This window comes from Flavobacterium quisquiliarum (assembly GCF_019308285.1).
Lineage (GTDB): Bacteria > Bacteroidota > Bacteroidia > Flavobacteriales > Flavobacteriaceae > Flavobacterium > Flavobacterium quisquiliarum.
The window spans coordinates 57,584-74,743 of sequence record NZ_WWEM01000038.1; the positions used below are offsets into that span (position 1 = coordinate 57,584).

At 33.5% G+C, this 17,160-nt stretch carries 19 protein-coding genes; 5 read left to right on the forward strand and 14 right to left on the reverse strand.

Annotated elements, in window-relative coordinates:
• Positions 1–41: 41 nt before the first annotated feature.
• Both GSY47_RS21015 and GSY47_RS21020 read right to left on the reverse strand, forming a co-directional pair.
• Entirely contained in the window at positions 42–689 is a 648-nt protein-coding gene (locus GSY47_RS21015) for an RDD family protein (RefSeq protein ID WP_179002978.1), read from the reverse strand.
• A gap of 160 nt (positions 690–849) precedes the next feature.
• A complete protein-coding gene (locus GSY47_RS21020; protein ID WP_179002979.1) occupies positions 850–1,800 on the reverse strand; it encodes a 2-hydroxyacid dehydrogenase in 951 nt (316 codons plus the stop codon).
• A gap of 256 nt (positions 1,801–2,056) precedes the next feature.
• Between GSY47_RS21020 and nhaA the strand changes: the two genes are divergently transcribed.
• Both nhaA and GSY47_RS21030 read left to right on the forward strand, forming a co-directional pair.
• Positions 2,057–3,220, forward strand: coding sequence for a Na+/H+ antiporter NhaA (gene nhaA, locus GSY47_RS21025; RefSeq protein ID WP_179002980.1), 1,164 nt, complete (start codon positions 2,057–2,059; stop codon positions 3,218–3,220).
• On the forward strand, positions 3,213–3,734 hold the full coding sequence (locus GSY47_RS21030) for a hypothetical protein (RefSeq protein WP_179002981.1): 522 nt from the start codon (positions 3,213–3,215) through the stop codon (positions 3,732–3,734). Before nhaA ends, GSY47_RS21030 begins: the two co-directional genes overlap by 8 nt.
• A 109-nt stretch (positions 3,735–3,843) precedes the next feature.
• Here the strand turns inward: GSY47_RS21030 and GSY47_RS21035 are convergent, their stop codons facing one another.
• From GSY47_RS21035 to GSY47_RS21075, 9 genes are all read right to left on the reverse strand, one after another.
• A complete protein-coding gene (locus GSY47_RS21035; protein WP_179002982.1) occupies positions 3,844–3,984 on the reverse strand; it encodes a hypothetical protein in 141 nt (46 codons plus the stop codon).
• A 158-nt stretch (positions 3,985–4,142) separates the two neighbouring features.
• Positions 4,143–4,919 carry a pyrroline-5-carboxylate reductase gene (gene proC, locus GSY47_RS21040; protein ID WP_179002983.1) on the reverse strand — a complete coding sequence of 259 codons (777 nt, stop codon included), beginning with the start codon at positions 4,917–4,919 and terminating at the stop codon, positions 4,143–4,145.
• A gap of 111 nt (positions 4,920–5,030) precedes the next feature.
• Entirely contained in the window at positions 5,031–6,380 is a 1,350-nt protein-coding gene (gene mgtE / locus GSY47_RS21045; protein ID WP_179002984.1) for a magnesium transporter, read from the reverse strand.
• Positions 6,364–7,149 (reverse strand): 16S rRNA (adenine(1518)-N(6)/adenine(1519)-N(6))-dimethyltransferase RsmA, encoded by a 786-nt coding sequence (gene rsmA, locus GSY47_RS21050; RefSeq protein WP_179002985.1) that lies wholly within the window; start codon positions 7,147–7,149, stop codon positions 6,364–6,366. Before rsmA ends, mgtE begins: the two co-directional genes overlap by 17 nt.
• 200 nt (positions 7,150–7,349) lie before the next feature.
• A complete protein-coding gene (locus GSY47_RS21055) occupies positions 7,350–7,661 on the reverse strand; it encodes a DUF4286 family protein (protein ID WP_091489692.1) in 312 nt (103 codons plus the stop codon).
• A gap of 76 nt (positions 7,662–7,737) precedes the next feature.
• Positions 7,738–9,519, reverse strand: coding sequence for a tetratricopeptide repeat protein (locus GSY47_RS21060; protein ID WP_179002986.1), 1,782 nt, complete (start codon positions 9,517–9,519; stop codon positions 7,738–7,740).
• Positions 9,520–9,575: 56 nt separating this feature from the next.
• Positions 9,576–10,412 (reverse strand): prolipoprotein diacylglyceryl transferase, encoded by an 837-nt coding sequence (gene lgt, locus GSY47_RS21065; RefSeq protein WP_179002987.1) that lies wholly within the window; start codon positions 10,410–10,412, stop codon positions 9,576–9,578.
• A gap of 83 nt (positions 10,413–10,495) precedes the next feature.
• Positions 10,496–11,767, reverse strand: a complete 1,272-nt coding sequence (serS, locus tag GSY47_RS21070; RefSeq protein ID WP_179002988.1) for a serine--tRNA ligase — start codon at positions 11,765–11,767, stop codon at positions 10,496–10,498.
• A 159-nt stretch (positions 11,768–11,926) separates the two neighbouring features.
• Positions 11,927–12,847, reverse strand: a complete 921-nt coding sequence (locus GSY47_RS21075; protein ID WP_179002989.1) for a PA3715 family protein — start codon at positions 12,845–12,847, stop codon at positions 11,927–11,929.
• 196 nt (positions 12,848–13,043) lie between these two features.
• Here GSY47_RS21075 and GSY47_RS21080 point away from each other — a divergent pair, with 196 nt between their 5' ends.
• Complete coding sequence (locus tag GSY47_RS21080; protein WP_179002990.1) at positions 13,044–13,526, forward strand: hypothetical protein; 483 nt, start codon at positions 13,044–13,046, stop codon at positions 13,524–13,526.
• A gap of 21 nt (positions 13,527–13,547) precedes the next feature.
• On the opposite strand, the gene GSY47_RS21085 is transcribed toward GSY47_RS21080, so the two are convergent.
• Positions 13,548–14,087: a DMP19 family protein gene (locus GSY47_RS21085; RefSeq protein WP_179002991.1), complete on the reverse strand. Its 540-nt coding sequence runs from the start codon at positions 14,085–14,087 to the stop codon at positions 13,548–13,550.
• Positions 14,088–14,184: 97 nt separating this feature from the next.
• Between GSY47_RS21085 and GSY47_RS21090 the strand changes: the two genes are divergently transcribed.
• The gene (locus GSY47_RS21090; RefSeq protein ID WP_179002992.1) at positions 14,185–14,625 is read left to right on the forward strand and encodes an SMI1/KNR4 family protein; all 441 of its coding nucleotides are present in this window, start codon (positions 14,185–14,187) and stop codon (positions 14,623–14,625) included.
• A gap of 88 nt (positions 14,626–14,713) precedes the next feature.
• Complete coding sequence (locus GSY47_RS21095; protein ID WP_179002993.1) at positions 14,714–15,163, forward strand: protease complex subunit PrcB family protein; 450 nt, start codon at positions 14,714–14,716, stop codon at positions 15,161–15,163.
• A 3-nt stretch (positions 15,164–15,166) separates the two neighbouring features.
• Here the strand turns inward: GSY47_RS21095 and GSY47_RS26500 are convergent, their stop codons facing one another.
• Positions 15,167–16,723 (reverse strand): patatin-like phospholipase family protein, encoded by a 1,557-nt coding sequence (locus GSY47_RS26500; protein ID WP_179002994.1) that lies wholly within the window; start codon positions 16,721–16,723, stop codon positions 15,167–15,169.
• Positions 16,724–16,870: 147 nt separating this feature from the next.
• A complete protein-coding gene (locus tag GSY47_RS21105; protein WP_057115344.1) occupies positions 16,871–17,098 on the reverse strand; it encodes a CDGSH iron-sulfur domain-containing protein in 228 nt (75 codons plus the stop codon).
• Positions 17,099–17,160: the final 62 nt, after the last annotated feature.

Genomic DNA, 17,160 nt, shown 5'->3' on the forward strand with positions numbered 1-17,160 from the left:
TAGTCAGCCTTAAGTCAAATCCGCCTCCTGCGAATAACTTATTATTTATCTACTACCATAGTTTGGGCAGCCAAATCATGAAGTGCTCTTTTATCTTGATTCAATAATGAAGCTAAATAGATAAACGGGAAGAAAACACATAATCCTTTGATAAGATTTCTTAAGATTGTATAGAAAGGCAGCACATTTTTTCCTTCGTTATAATCAACTGTTTTAATTGAAAGCGCTAATTTGCCTACAGAAGAACCTTTCAGTAAAAAATCGCAAAGCATGAAATAAGCAAAACCTATTAACGGAATAAACCCTAAACCTGATTGTATGTAATAAATCAGAATAAAATTAAATGCATACAAAAGCGCTAAATCGATAACAAAAGCACCAATTCTTTTTCCAAAATCACAAGGCACAAGGCCAATTGTACTATTTTCTTCTTGTGAAGTATTCCCTAATCTATTTCTTGTGTCGTATTCGTGTGAAGAAAGAACAGATCCTGGAACATAAGTACTATTACAGAAAAAACAGTTTAATTCATCTCCCAATTCTTTAATTTTAAGCAATGGAATAAAGAAAATATGAAAATACAGCTGATAGTTTTTTAATTGATAGCTTTCTTGTCTTCTGCAATTTGGACAGTCAAATTTTCCAGATTTAATTGTGCTTTGAACTGTTTTTCTTCCGTAAATAATCATAGGATTTTTAAATTTATAAGTTAAGCTTTTTGTTTTTGGGAAATTTCAACACAAACATTCTAAATGTTTTGTTAAAAAACTGGAACAATATTATTAAAAATTAACATACAAAACTAATTCGCTTTCAAAATTCAAAAGAAAAGAAATCCGAGCTAAGTTGTTAGCGTACATTATAAACCGCTTTAATCTTATCCACAATTACTTGGGCCAAGCGTTCATGGCTTTCAAAAGTCCAACCAGCGATATGAGGCGTAAGCAAAACATTCTGGGCTTCTAAAAGATATTGAAAAGCTTCTGGCGTATTTTTATCACTAAAAAGCGTTTCAAACGAAAGTTTCTCGTACTCCAAAACATCAAGTCCAGCTCCTAAAACTTTTTTTGATTTCATCGCTTCAACTAAATCTGCTGTAATTATATTTTTACCTCTAGAAGTATTAATAATCCAAAATGGCTTTTTAAACGCATTTATGAAGTCCGCATTGACCATTTTATCAGTTTCTGGTGTCCAAGGAAGATGAAGACTTAAAACATCTGTTTTTTCCTGTAATTCAGCCAGCGAAACTTGTCTAGCATTTTCGTCTCCTACATTATCCAAAATATCATAACAAAGCACTTCTGTATCAAAACCTCTTAGTTTTTTAGCAAATGCTTTTCCCATATTTCCGTAACCGATAATTCCGACTGTTTTAAGATCCAGTTCGTGACCTCGGTTGCTCTCTCTATTCCATTGCCCCGATTTTACTTCGGCGTCGGCCTGATTCAGGTTATTGAATAAAGATAAAATCATTCCCAACGAATGTTCTGCAACAGCATTTCGGTTTCCTTCTGGCGCAGCAATCAAATGAATTCCTTTTTCAGCAGCATACTCACAATCAATACTTTCCAATCCTGCACCGACTCTTGCAATAAATTGTAACTTTGTTGCACTGTCTAAAAAGGTTTTATCAATTTTGAATCGGCTGCGGATTACGATTCCATTGTAGTCTTGAATTTTAGCTTCTATTTCTTCTTTAGAAGATTTAAAATCGGCGTGATTTTCGAAACCTGCTTCTTCTAATTGATTCCATAGAACTGGATTATTGCTGTCGATATGAAGAATTTTTATGCTCATTTTTATTGAATTTAATAACAACAAAAATACGGTTAATTTAATCTCGCGAAGACGCAAAGTCGCAAAGTTTTTTTCATGAACATCAGAGCGATTTAAGAGGATTCTCAATTTTCCCAATTGATTTCAACAACTAAAACAAAACCTTGCACCTTTTGCGCCTTTGTGGCAAATCCTTTTTATTGCGCATATTTTTTTCTAACTTTGAATGTATTCGGATTAATAAAATCCTTTCTCTAAATCTTCAGAATCCTTTCAGATGAAATTAACCAAAACCTTTAAAGCCTTTTTTGAAAACGAAAAATCAGGAGGAATCATCTTGCTCTTTGTCACGATTTTATCTCTTTATTTAGCCAATTCCTCTTTTCAAGTTCCGTATGTCGCTTTTTGGGAAAAAGAAATTTCAGGACATTCTATCACAGAATGGATAAACGATGGCTTAATGACCATTTTCTTTTTATTGATTGGTTTAGAATTGGAACGTGAAATTTATCACGGAGAATTGTCTAATTTTAAAAATGCCTCTTTGCCAATCGTCGCTGCTTTTGGCGGCATGATTGTTCCCGCAGCAATATTTCTAGTTTTAAACTACGGAACAACCACTCAAAATGGCGCAGGAATTCCTATGGCTACAGATATTGCTTTTGCAATTGGAATTTTATCGCTTCTGGGCAATAAAGTTCCTGCATCACTTAAAGTGTTTTTAACAGCGCTGGCAGTTATTGATGATTTGGGAGCGATCATTGTCATCGCCGTTTTTTACAGTACATCCATTTCTTTTTTAAATCTCGGAATTGCACTTGCGATCTGGATTATTCTATTTGTTTTAAACCGAATGAAAATTCATAATTTGATTCCGTATTTAATTGGCGGAATTATCATGTGGTATTTTATGCTTAATTCTGGCGTTCATGCTACGATAACTGGAGTAATTTTAGCCTTTGTTATTCCGTTTGGCGATGGCGGGGAAAAAACATCTTCGTATAAACTGCAACATTTTTTACATCAGCCCGTAGCCTTTTTTATCCTGCCCCTTTTTGCGGTTGCTAATACAGCTTTAACCATAACCGAAAACTGGCACGAAGGATTAAACCACTCCAACTCATACGGAATTATTCTAGGGCTTGTTGTGGGTAAACCGCTTGGGATTTTATTATTTTCTTCTGTTGGTGTTACATCAGGTTTATGTTTACTACCAAAAAATTTAAAATGGGCACACATTTTAGGCGCAGGAATGCTGGGTGGAATTGGTTTTACAATGTCGATTTTTATAACTGTTTTGGCTTTTAAAAATCCTGAAATAATTGTTTTTTCTAAAATAGCTATTCTTATCGCTTCGTTCCTAGCCGGACTTTTGGGATTTGTTTATCTAAAATACATTTTAAATAAAACCCCATCCATTCAATCTAGTGATTATGAATAAAATTCGATTTTCTACATTGCTTTCTTTTTATTTCTTTCTAATTTCCTGCAATCAAAAAGCAGAGAAAATTTATTCGAACGAAACCCCAAAAGAAACTACTATATCTCCAGAATTACCTGCCCAAGATGAAGTTGAGGGAACCTACAAAGCTCATGGATGTGATATGTCTATAATCATTTCAAAAATCAAAACTGAGTATCACTATATTTTAAAAACAAGCATAAGAACTTTAAAAGGTAAAGCAACTTATACAAAAAGCAGTACAGGAGAGAAATATCTTGTTTTGGAAGGAATTCAATGGGATGAATATGAAGGCGACATCAGCAATGAAGAAGAAAATGACTCTATCCCTCGAAAAGAATTAGAAATTCCAGTTGGCATTGATGCTCTATATGTAAAAGATACTTTGACAATCCAGAATTATGGAAATGCAATGAATTCTTACACTAAGATTTCGGAATGTGGATTGAAGTATATTCAGTTAATTAAAAAAGGAAAATCCAAATTGCTTTGACTGTTCGCGAGGGCTCGGATCAAATTGAAGTACTTTGTCGAATTTCTTGTGTAATGCTTCGTTCCTCACTATGACAAAACAAATATTATTAAGCTGGAGAAACGGTAATTTATAATTCATATTTCTTTTTTAAGTCAGCGTAAACTGACTCGGCTTCCTTATAAATACTTATGTCTAAATTTAATTGATTATTTAAAATCTCTTGTTGTTCATCTGATAATTCATAAGATTTTATAATTTCTTTCTCCATATTTGATCTACTAGTTATTCTTTGACAGTTTAATAACAAAATTAAAACAAAAGTCAAGGTTTGAGTTAATTTTTAAAAACAAAAAATTCCAAATTCCTTCCGAAGCCTCGGGATAAAATTTGGAATTTGGAATTTAAAATATTGGAATTTCTTTAAAACTAACCTTTAATCTGTTTCAAAGAAGTTTTGATTCCCTTAATTAATGACGAACTAAAACCATTGTGTTCCATTTCATTCAAACCTACGATTGTACAACCTTGTGGTGTTGTTACGCGGTCAATTAATTGTTCTGGGTGTACTCGTTCTTCTAAAAGCATTTTAGCTGCTCCTTTTACCGTTTGAGCTGCTATTGCTAAAGCAGTATTAGAATCGAATCCAATTTCGATTCCTGCCTGCATAGACGCACGAATGTAACGTAAAGCATACGCCGTTCCGCACGCACCTAAAACAGTTGCTGCATCCATTAATTTTTCATCGATTACAGGAGCTGTTCCTAAATCCTGAAATAAGTCAACAATTGGCGCTGCGTTTTCTTTGTATTTTTCTGGAAAAGAAATACAAGTTGCTGATTCTCCAAACTGTGCTGCGATATTAGGCATAATACGCACAACTGGATATTCAAAATTTGTTTTCGTCTGAAGCATCTCCAAAGACAAGCCGCTTACTGCCGAAGCAATGGTTTTGTTTTGGATAACCGGTAGAATTTCAGCTAAAACAATATCAACTTGATACGGTTTTATCGTTAAAATTACCACATCGGCTTCTTGAATATTGTGTTTGTTATCGTTAGACACAGTGATTCCATATTCAGTTAAATACTGAATACTTGCTGTATTTCTTCTGGTAACAGTGACTTGATTGTTTTTCGAAAATTTAGCGATTCCCAAGGCAATAGAAACCCCAAGGTTTCCTCCTCCAATAATGTGTACTTTCATTCTTCTTGGTTTGAATTTATGATGACTGATTAACAGTATATTTTCCGCCTGTAAATTACGCAGATTTTACAGATTTTAAATCACTGTATGCTGCTAATTTGTGGCAAAAATCTAAAATCCAAGAATAAGATTTGCAACTCCAAAATAGAGCATAATTCCAAATACGTCGTTGGTCGTTGTAATAAACGGCCCCGTTGCAATTGCGGGATCAATTTTGTTTTTATTCAAGAAAAGGGGAACCAAAGTTCCTAAAGTAGCTGCAAACAGAATTACAACTATCATAGAAATTGAAATCGCAAATCCAACCAAATATTGTTGGTACATTATAGAATGATACCCCAATAAAAGCAATGAAATGATACTTCCCGAAATCATCGAAACCGTAATTTCTTTAGTAAAATAAGCTCGGCTGAATTCTTTCAAAGTTCCGTTGGCCAAACCTTGCACCACGATCGCCGATGCCTGAACTCCAATATTTCCTGCTGTTGCAGAAAGTAATGGCACAAAAATGATTAAAGTAGAATATTTTTGGAATGTACTTTCGTTTCCTTTTAAAACAAAAGAAGCTACAATTTCAATTACCATTCCAATCAAAAGCCAAGGCAAACGTGCTTTGGTCAATTCATAAACACTGTCATTCGATTCAACGTCTTGTGTAATACCCGCAGCTAATTGGTAATCTTTATCCGCTTCTTCCTTGATTACGTCTACGATATCGTCAATGGTAATTCTTCCTACCAATCGGCCCAATTCGTCGACAACTGGAATTGCCTCTAAATCGTATTTCTGCATGATACGAGCAACTTCGACATCTTCTGTATCAACATTTACAAAATTTAATTTTCGGATATACACTTCCCCAATCTGAGTTTTGGTCGAAGAAGTCAGTAAATCTTTAAGAGAAAGCCTTCCTTTTAATCGGTTTTCATCATCCACTACATAAATAGAATGAACTCTTGAAACATTTTCTGCCTGAATTCTCATTTCTTTAACGCAGGTCAAAACGTTCCAGTTTTCATTCACTTTTACAAGCTCTTTACCCATCAAACCACCAGCCGTATTTTCGTCGTAACGCAAAAGATCAACAATGTCTTTGGCGTGTTCAACATCCAATATTTCTGAGATTACTTCCGCTTTTATTTCCTGCGAAAGTTCTGCGATAATATCGGCAGCATCATTCGTTTCAAGTTCGTCAAGCTCTTCCGCGATTTCTTTTGGTGAAAGTCGGCTTAAGATGTTTTCACGCAGATCTTCTTCTAATTCCAGAAGAATTTCGGCTGTTTTATCACTATCTAAAACCTTAAAGATATAGGTTGCCTCGTCGAAATCTAATTCGTCTAAAATTTCGGCAATATCGGCATGGTGCAGATCATTAAGTAAAACTTCTAATTCATTGTCGTTTTTCTTATTGATCAGCTCCTCTAACTGGTGTATAAATTCTTTACTAACTTTGAACTCCATCGGTTTCTATTTTTAGAGTTAGTTCAATAAACTCATCGACACTTAACTGCTCTGGACGTTTATCAAAGATAGTGTCTTCTCGCAATTTGTCTGATAAATTTAATGTTTTCAAACTGTTACGTAATGTTTTTCGTCTCTGCTGAAATGCTGTTTTTACAACTGTAAAAAACAACCTTTCGCTGCAAGGAAGACTGTAATCTTCCTTTCGGGTCATTCTCATCACACCCGATTTCACCTTGGGCGGAGGAATAAAAACGTTTTCATCAACCGTAAACAGATACTCTGTAGTATAGAAAGCCTGGGCTAAAACGGATAGTATTCCGTAGGTTTTCGAGCCTTTCTTTTCGCAGATGCGCTCGGCTACTTCTTTCTGGAACATTCCTGAAAATTCTGGAATCTGGTGTTTTAGATCTAATGTCCTAAAAACAATCTGAGAAGAAATATTGTACGGAAAGTTTCCAATTATGGCAAACTGCTTGTCCTGATAAACTTCATTTATATTATACTTCAGGAAATCCTGAGAAATAATTTTGTCTTTTAATTTTGGATAATGCGCATCCAAATACGCTACCGATTCGGTATCGATCTCAATAACGTGAGTATTGATTGGCTTTTCAAGTAAATATTTAGTAAGCACACCCATTCCTGGCCCTATTTCCAGAACCTCTTCATATCCTTTAAGACTCAAAGTATCTGCAATAGCTTTTGCTACACTCTCGTCTTTAAGGAAGTGCTGTCCTAAATGTTTTTTTGCTTTTACTTTTTCCATTTCATTTCTTGTTTGCCACGAGGGCGCAAAAGTATTCTTTTTGCATTAAAGACTCAAAGCTTATTGGATTTATTTTGCCGCTAAGACTCGAAGACACAAAGTTTTATTTTTTGTTTTTTTTTGCCACGAAGGCACAAAGACACCAAGTTTTATTCTTCAAAGCTGAATACTTATTCCTGAACACTGAACACTTTATCTATCTAGTGCTCTGAAATAACTTCTAATTCTGTTCTGAAAGAAAGCATTTTATCAGCAAATAAACCTAAAGCTTCTCTGTGAAATTCCGGTTCGTCTTCGATATAAAACTTATCCAGCGTTTCTTTACTGTCTGTCACATACTGAGTCGAATAGGTAATGCCGCCCATTTCTTCTTCAACCAAAACTTTTACTATTCTTGCCGAAGAAAATTTATTAGTAGCCAGAATTTCCGGTATGTGTTTTTCCTGCATCCATTTTAACCATTGGTCGTGAACGCTTTCGTGTATATTGGTGGTAACGTTGTAAATGATCATTTTTTTTGATTTTTGATTTTAGATTTTAGATTTTAGATTGCAATAAGAATCTAAAATCTAAAGTCTAAAATCTGAATTATAAATTTTTATCTCCTCTTAACTCGCGGTATTTTTTTCTGGCATCGACAAAGTAAATACTGTCCTGATGATTAAAAATTACCTTTTCATATAAAGGCTTTGCCTTTTCTGCATCTTTTAGTTCGTCGTTGTAGATTTCTGCTGAGAAAAATAGTGCTTCATCTACATAAATTCCATCGCTGTGATTATCGATAATTTGCTGGTATTGGCTTAAAGCCGAAGCAAAATCTTTTTGACTCTCGTAAATTTTTCCTAAACGAAGTAACGTTACCGCTTCTATTTCCTGACCTTTAAAGGTTTTTAGAATATTTTGAAACTGTGCTATTGCTTCTGGTTTTTTATTCTGATAAATTAAAAAATCTCCTTTTGCAAATTGCTTCAGCGCCACTTGAGTCGAATCTGCTGCAGTATTATCATTAATTAACAGAAAATATTCTAAAGCATCGTTGGCAATTAACTGCGTATTTGCCGCTTTTAATTCTTTGAATTGTTTATTCGCCCATTCAAAATCGCCTTTGTAATAACTTGTTTTAGCTGCTTTCAAACTGGCTTCGTGCGCCATTACATCATTCTTTAAATCCAATTGAATTTGGGAATAATAAATAAGCGCTTGATTGTACTTTTCTTCCAAAAGCAAAATATCCGCCAACTCCATTTTAGCATCGGCTTTTTGATATTCGTTTAAATTTAATTCTAAAGCTTTTTTGATTATTGCCTTTCCTTCTTCTGTTTTTTTCAAATTAAAAGCCAGAAAATGGGCTTGAATGATTTGCAAAGATAAGGTAAAAGGATTGATTTCGTAAGTTGCCAGCAATTGCTGTAATTCCTGATTGATGGCAGGATAATCTTTTTCTTGTGCGTTATCAATCTTTATCTGCATTAAATACGCATTAGACTGAATTAACAGATTTAAATCTTTGGTGTTTTGAAGAATGAAATTTAAGATTTCAACTGCAGTTTCATCATCATCTTCATTCATGGCAAACTGACTCAAATTCACAATACTCATCAACGATTCCGGTTCACGCTTATAAATCGCTTTTTCCTGAATAAATGCTTTTCCAAATTCTTTCTGTTGTACATAAAACCAGCTCAAATAATGATTCCAGAAAACATCCTGATCTTTTTGGGTTCTAAGAATTAATGCTTTTCGCATGGCATCTTTAAAAGCCGTATTGTCTGTTTCGCCATTCATAAAACGTGACAATTGCGTCTGAATCAAATTCGTATTCTGCGGATTCGCAAAAGATTCTGTCAATAACAAATCGATCATTAAATCGGTTTTACCCAACTGTCCGTACAGCATTCCGATTTGAAAATTGAAATTGAAATTCGGCTGTACCTGCATTGCTGTCTGATACGACTTTAAAGCATATTCCAACAATACTTTTTTCTCAAACGAAGTCGCAATTCCGTAAACATCGTTTGGACTTGTCTTTATTTTTTCGATAGCCTGTTCGTAGTAATTTTTGGCTTTCGAATCGTTTTTCTGCAATTGAAAATTGTATCCCAATTCTACTAAAAAAACACCTTGTTTGTATCTATTGTAACGATCCTGAATGGCTTTTTCGGCATTGGCAAACTGCTGTAACTGTTGGTAACAATCGACAGTTCGTAAAAAATACTGTGTATTGGAAGGTGCACTTTTTAAAAGTTCCTCGTAACTGATTTTAGCTTTTTCAAAATCGCCTTTGTCATAATAATACTGCGCCAGCTGCTCGTTTTGGCTAAATGCAAAACCAGAACATAGTAAGACGATACAAATCAATATGTTTTTCATATTGCAGTTTTTAAAGTTGATGTTTCCAATTAAAATTTAGAAACTGAAATCAAATATTATGAAATACTGATGTGTTCTTGTTTTTTTGATTTCCAGATAATCAAAGTCAAACCAAGTAATACAAACGGAATACTTAAAATCTGTCCCATATTAATCAGCATATTATTTTCAAAGGCTTCCTGATTTTCTTTGAAAAATTCAATAATGAATCGGGCTGAGAATAATAAAGTTAAGAAAGTTCCAAAGATTAATCCCTGTGCATTTTTAATTTTCTCTGATTTATACATATAAAACAAGATTCCAAAAATTAACACATAAGCAAAAGCTTCATACAATTGCGTTGGATGCCTCGGAATTAAATCGTCTCTTTCAAAGACAACTCCCCAATTTCCATTGGTTGGTTTTCCGTAGATTTCAGAATTCATAAAATTTCCCATTCTGATAAAGGCTCCTGTTACAGGAACTGCAACCGCCATTTTATCTAAAAGGCCTAAAAATTGCACTTTATATTTTCGGCAATATAAAATCATCGCAGTCAAAACTCCAATAGAACCTCCATGACTTGCCAAACCTTGATAACCTACAAATTGATAAACTCCTTTTATTTTCTGAATTGGTAAAAGGATTTCTAAAGGATGTTTGAAAAAATAATCCGGTTCGTAAAAGAAGCAATGTCCAAGTCGGGCACCAAGAACGGTTCCGACAATTACATAAATCAATAAAGTATCCAGATTGTCCAGAGAAAGGTTCTCTTTTTTGTAAATATTTCTAACAATATAAAAGCCCAGAAGAAGTCCGCAGGCAAAAAGAGCTCCATAATATTTTAAAGGAAAACTATCTGTAATCCAGAAAATAACAGGATCTACATTCCAATTTAAAATTCCATTCATCATGCTCCGTTTTTTAATTTCTATAAATTAAGAAACCTAACAGGTTTTAAAAACCTGTTAGGTTTGTATTTTAAAACTAATCTTTTTTAGTTTATAATATCAAATCCACAGTAAGGACGTAAAACTTCTGGTATTACGATTCCTTCTGGAGTTTGGTAATTTTCAATAATTCCAGCCAAAACTCTAGGAAGCGCTAATGAACTTCCGTTAAGTGTATGTGCCAGTTGATTTTTTCCGTCTTTGTCTTTGAAACGTAATTTCAAGCGGTTGGCCTGGAAAGTTTCAAAGTTAGAAACCGAACTAATTTCTAACCAGCGATCTTGTGCTGTAGAAAACACTTCAAAATCATAAGTTAAAGCAGATGTGAATCCCATATCTCCACCGCAAAGACGTAACACTCTGTATGGCAATTTTAGTTCTTTTAAAATCTCTTTTACATGTTCTACCATTCCGTCCAATGCTGCATAAGAATTATCTGGATGCTCCACACGAACGATTTCTACTTTATCAAATTGGTGTAAGCGGTTCAATCCGCGAACATGTGCTCCATAAGAACCTGCTTCACGACGGAAACATGGTGTATACGCTGTATGTAAAACCGGAAGTTCATTTTCATTCAAAATGACATCGCGGAATAAGTTCGTTACCGGAACCTCAGCCGTTGGAATCAAATATAAATCATCAATTGTAGAATGATACATCTGTCCTTCTTTGTCTGGTAATTGTCCCGTTCCAAATCCTGAAGCTTCATTTACCAAATGTGGCACTTGAACTTCGTTGTATCCTGCAGCGGTATTTTTGTCTAAAAAGTAGTTGATCAAAGCACGCTGTAAACGAGCTCCTTTTCCTTTGTAAACAGGAAATCCTGCTCCAGTAATTTTTACACCCAATTCAAAATCGATAATATCGTATTTCTTAACCAGTTCCCAGTGAGGTTGTGCGCCTTCGTGTAAAACTGGAATATCTCCTTCTTGGAAAACATTCAAATTATCGTCTGGCGTTTTCCCTTCAGGAACAATATCTGCAGGAAGGTTTGGTAAAGTGTATAATTTATTGGTTAACTCAACAGCCAAAGCTTCTGCTTTTTCGCTTAGTTCTTTACTTTTCTCTTTTAGTGAAACTGTTTTTTCTTTTAAGATTGCTGCTTTAGCTTTCTCACCAGCTTTCATCAATTCACCAATATCTTTGGACAATTTATTAGATTCTGATAAAGTATTGTCTAATTCCACTTGAGCAGCACGACGATTTTCGTCTAATTGAACCACTTCTTCCACAACGCTTTTAGCATCGATATTTCGTTTTGCTAAAGCTTGGATTACTTTCTCTTGATTTTCTCTAATAAATGCAATTTGTAACATAGCTTGATTTTTATAACTATTGTATTTTTTATAACGGAAGCAAATTTAAGGAAATGTTTGTTAACAATAGGTCAAAGTTTTGCAGTAAAACCGAAATCTCTTATAAACACCAAAAGCACCTTAAAAGTGCCTTTGCTATTGTTTCTAAATTTATAAAATTTACTCTAAAAAACGGTGCCTGTCGTCTCTGTGAAAAGCGTATTCTTTGCCATTAAACTTCAATTTCTCTGATTCTTTTTTGGTCTTCAGTTCCCTGCTTTCTTCCATTTCGTATTCTAAACTATCTTCGACAGCTTCTTCATACGTGAAATTTTTGGTTACGATTAAATCAAAAAAGCCATTTGTTTTATGATCCCCTAAACTCATTCCTGTTTCTAAGGTTTCGATTTGGTAGGTTCCGCTTCCGTTCGAATCGCCATTCGTCAAGCGGATTGGGTATTCGTATAAAACTTTCTTGATTTCAGTTCCTGCCAAAGTAAGCAGTGTAAATTTTTGTTCCGAATATAAAGCTATCCTACTTCTGGCGCTCGCTTCTGTATAAAAACCAATTGCAGGAGTATTCTCGTTTAAATACACTAAATCTTTTAGAATATGTGATTTTGAAAATCGAATGGCTTCATTATGATAATATCCTAGGTTATCATCAAATTCTTCTGCAATTATATCTCCGCTTTCTCGGTTGACAAATAAATATTTGCGTTGCAAATAATTACCTAGATTTTCGTAACCATCAGGTTTTGAAACTTTCTTATTCTGTTCTACAATTGTCAGGACAAAAAAAGCTGTTTTATCGTTGTAGTTGATAGAACTGGTCTCGTTGATTTTAATGTTAGAATATTTAATTTTTAGATTTGATGCAACTTTAGAAAGCAATGGAAGGTTCAATTCTTCTGAATCTTTTATATCATCCAAATTTTTAAAAACGAGTTTTTTAAGCTCTTTTTTATCCAAATCAGTATCAGTTTCCATCTGCGAAAGCAGTTCTTGATTCTGAGTTTCTAATTCGTTTCGAGCTTTTTCTTTTTTTCCGCAAGCGAATAAAAACATTAAAACTCCACTTAAGAGAATAGTTTTTTTCATAGGCATCAATTTGTTTGTAGATTTTTTGGGCTCTTCAAATATATAATTTTCTTACAATCCCAACTAAAAAAAAGCTAACTGAATTAGATAGAATTAAAATGCCATTAAACATGTTTCTAAAATTTGCAGCAAAAACAATCTTAGTAGAATAATTCTGATATATTTGCTTTAACATTAATTTATAAAGTATAAGCTTATGAAAAAAACTACTTTACTGCTAATACTACTTGTTTGCACACTATTAACAAGCTGTAATGAACGAACTACAAAAAGCTACAACGACACAATTGTTGATGCACACACCAAACTTTTTCAAGCAAACGATGCTTTTTTAAAGAACAGTCTAAATTACCTTGGAAAACCTGAATCTAAAAAAGAACTTCTAAAGCTAATTTCAACAACTAGAAATCAATTAGTTGAAGCCAAAAAACCTGTAGAGCTATTAGCTCCTCTTAACAAAGATCATGGTTTAAGAAAAACAATGCTGGATATGTTTAATAGCAGTATAACTTCTATGGATGGTTTGGAACTAAACATAGATCTTTTGACAGCAAAAAATAACGAAGAGAAGGCTGCGACTATGTTACAGGGTGCTTTTAGTGAAATATTGGAACTTGACGAGCTAATTAAAGAACTTCAAGTAGAATATGCTCACGAAAACAATGCTCAATTAAGATAAGAACTGAGAGATTTTGGGCATTTAATCTCTTTTGATTTCATGCCCAACAAACTCTTCCAAAGCAGCAAACATTTCTTCTACAGAAAGTATTTCTGTATCAGGATGCGATTTTAAAAACGCAGCGTTCAATTCTACTATATTTTCATCCAATTCAAAATAAGCATTATTATTTAAAAGATCTCGAAGCGGATTCGGGGTTTCAAACTTCGCCTGCAGAAATTTCCCTAGTTTAATATTGCTCTGTAAACGCAGTTTACGGGATTGTTCTTTAAATAATTCTAAATGTTTTTCGGCACCAATTAAGGCTAAACCTTCTTCTATTAATTCGTTCAATTCTTTGTTCCAGCCTGAATCATGTACGAATTTCGAAAAATTTCCTTCTGTATATTTAGAAGCATAAAAATCTAAATAGTAACTCATCAAAGCGTCTTCGTGAATCAAATCATCGTCTATTTTTTCTTCACGCATTAAGTTGATTACCGAAATATTCGAATTAACAACGTCTTGAGGATTTTCGCTATTTGCCGCCGTTTCTGAAATAATGATTTTACCGAATTCCATTTGAGTTCTGTTTTAAAAGATTGTTTTGCAAAGTTGAGGGAAAAAATTGAAATAATTCTTTTTAAAATCTGAATTAAAATAAACTACTTTTGAATATATGTCTACAAATTATAATTTAGAAAAAGAATTCCTTCAAAAGGTCGAAAGTAAAAATGATAATCAAAATAAAAGACAAATATTAAATAATGATCAAATAGAAAAACTTCTTTCAGAATACCCTAAACTACCTCAAGATTATATTGTTTATCAGCAAGAAATTGGTTCGGGAAGTTTTATGCAAGGTCAATTTAACATCACATCTTCTTTATTTGATTTAGAAGATTTAGGTTTGCAAGATCACTTTGAATTAAAATCGAATGTTTGGTTCTTTGGAGATAATTTCTGTGGCGATTTTTCTGGTTTTGATTTTGACCACAATGACGGAACTGTTGTTGAGTTTTGGCATGAAAGCGGAGAGCTTTATTACACCGATAAATCTTTTCAAAGTTACATCAGAGAGCAAATGTGCATGGATGAAAATGGAAATGAAATCAAGTAAATCCAAAAAACTAAGTACCTTTAACGCAACCATTTAAAAAAAATCAATCTGTTAAATAAATAGTATTATTAAACTAATAACCAAAACCATGAAACAGATTTTCTTATTTTTTAGCATCATATTTGCATTTACAAGTTGTGACAATGACGATTTACCAATCACTAATGTACAATATTCATCAATTGCTAAAGGAGATTCTTTTCCTAATGATCAAAGCATTGCACCAAGATATTTAGTTATTAAAGACTCTAAAAGTTGGAATAATTTAATGACTGAAATGAGCACTCCAAATAATTTAGTAAAAGAATTCAGCGAGACTAATATTGACTTCAATAAATATCAAATTATTGCCGTTATTGACAGAACAAATGGAAATGGCGGACATTCTATAGATATTATGAAAATCAGCCAAAACCGTAAAACTGTAATTGTAAAAGTTGAAAAATTAAAAAAAGGAGACCTAACAGCTAGATTATCTAGACCTTACGATATTGTAAAAATAGAAAAGACAAACAAAAAGGTAGTTTTTGAGCAATAGTACTTAAAACCCCTTATTCTCAACCAACAGACCTTTCAATTCATCAGCCTTGGAATAAGCTGCAAAACGTCCAGAAAGCAGCAACATTTCTTTTTCTTCGGGGGTTATTTTGAGTTTGGTCTCTACGTGAGATGAATATTCATAAAGCATTAAAAGTTCGCTGGCACCAAAATCTTTAAACTTTTCTTTGTCTAAACTTGAAAGCAAAACTTCTCCGTTTTTGTCTTTTTTAAAACTATCAGAACCAAATTTTGAAATCAATTGAGCTTTAAAATCGTCATGCAGTTTTAGCCAGCTTGCTGCTTCATCATCACTGTTTTTTAGTTCCGCAATCAAAGATTCGTATTTTTCATCTTTTTTCAACTTAGACAAATGATTGCGTAAAGTCGTAAAACCAATAACTTGATAATTGGAAGCTGGAATTTTATAGCGTTCCAAAACCGTTTCGACATCTCTTTCAAAAGTCATATATCGAGTTTGAACTGTATACAAAGAAGCTGTTTCTAACAAAGAAATCAATCTAATTTTTCCATCACTTATAAAAGGCGACTTTTTTCCCTGCCCTAAACAATCAATAAAAAGCGCTTTTTTGTTTTTATCTTTTACTTTATTGTCATTATGAAGCAGTTCTATCAAAGTTTCATATCCCATATTATCTGATGCTCCGCCATCAACCACACATAAAATCTTATCCTGATTTTTGATTCCGAATTTGGTTTTTGGCAATACGCCAGGAAAAGCAGAACTTGCTGTGATGGCATACGTAAGCGGAAAATCGTAACCATTATTTATTTGATTTCCGTCAAGCGGAAGGGACGCTTTATTGGGAGCCAAAGACGAATTGATCTTTAAAGCTCGAATAATATGTGGCATAAACGGAAAACGTTCTCCATTGTTATAAGCTGTTCCATTAGCAACCATTATGGGCAATTGCGGATTGAGTTTACTGTCTTTTGGAATAAAAAAATCCGATAACTGCATCTGCGTTTTAAACTTATTCTGATTTTCTGGATTTGTACTATCGTATTGCAAAACTTCCAAATCTAATCGCTGTGCCATAGAGATTTTTTCTCCTTTTTCGTTTCGGCTATTATTAAGGAGAGAAAAAAGCGTAGCCGATTTATTGACATCTGATTTAAAGGCATCTGCTTTAGAAAAGTAAAACTCATTGAAAGTACAGTTATCGTATTGCAGTTTGTTTTTTAGAATTGTCAAATAATATCCCGCCGAATAACAGCCTCCAGAAACAGTAGAAAAATAATCGATTTCATTTAAAAAATTACGATTCGAATTCTCTTCCTGAATTTCTTCCAATCCCAAAAGCACTCCCAAACTAAAAAACTGAGCTCTCGATCCACCACCCGAAATACCAACTCCCAAAGCAATATTCGGATTTTGAAATTGCACATCGCGTTCCTGAACCGATTTGTATTCGTTTAAACTAACCGCAGGAATCGAATTATAATTGATTTCTGAAAAGAGATTTATTTTGTTTTGAGCAATTCCTTGATTATAAAATGCAAGAAATAAGAATCCTATAGAAAGCCTTTTAAATACCATAAACCGAAACATTGTTTAAACCCTATAAAATTAGTTGAATTAATTCAAAATGAAATAGTTGTGTTTCTGTTTTTTCATAATAATAACAAAAAAAAACCGCATCCAAACAGAATGCGGTTTTCAAATATTTAAAACTATAAAAAAATCCTAGTTTGTTTTCATTGGCGGTAAATCAAACGCAACAGAATCGTGTTCGAAATTGTTTCTGTGTCCTCCATCGCAGAATGGTTTGTTAGCAGATAATCCGCAACGGCAAAGTCCAAGTGCAGATCTTCCTTGTAAACCGTAAAGTACTCCTTCTGGATCCATGATTTCAAAATCTCCTTCGATTTTAATAGATCCATTTTTATTGATGATTAATTTAGTCTTGCTCATAAATTTTGTTTTTTTCGGATGCAAAGATTGCGAAATATATCTTTATTTAAGAGCAATGAACG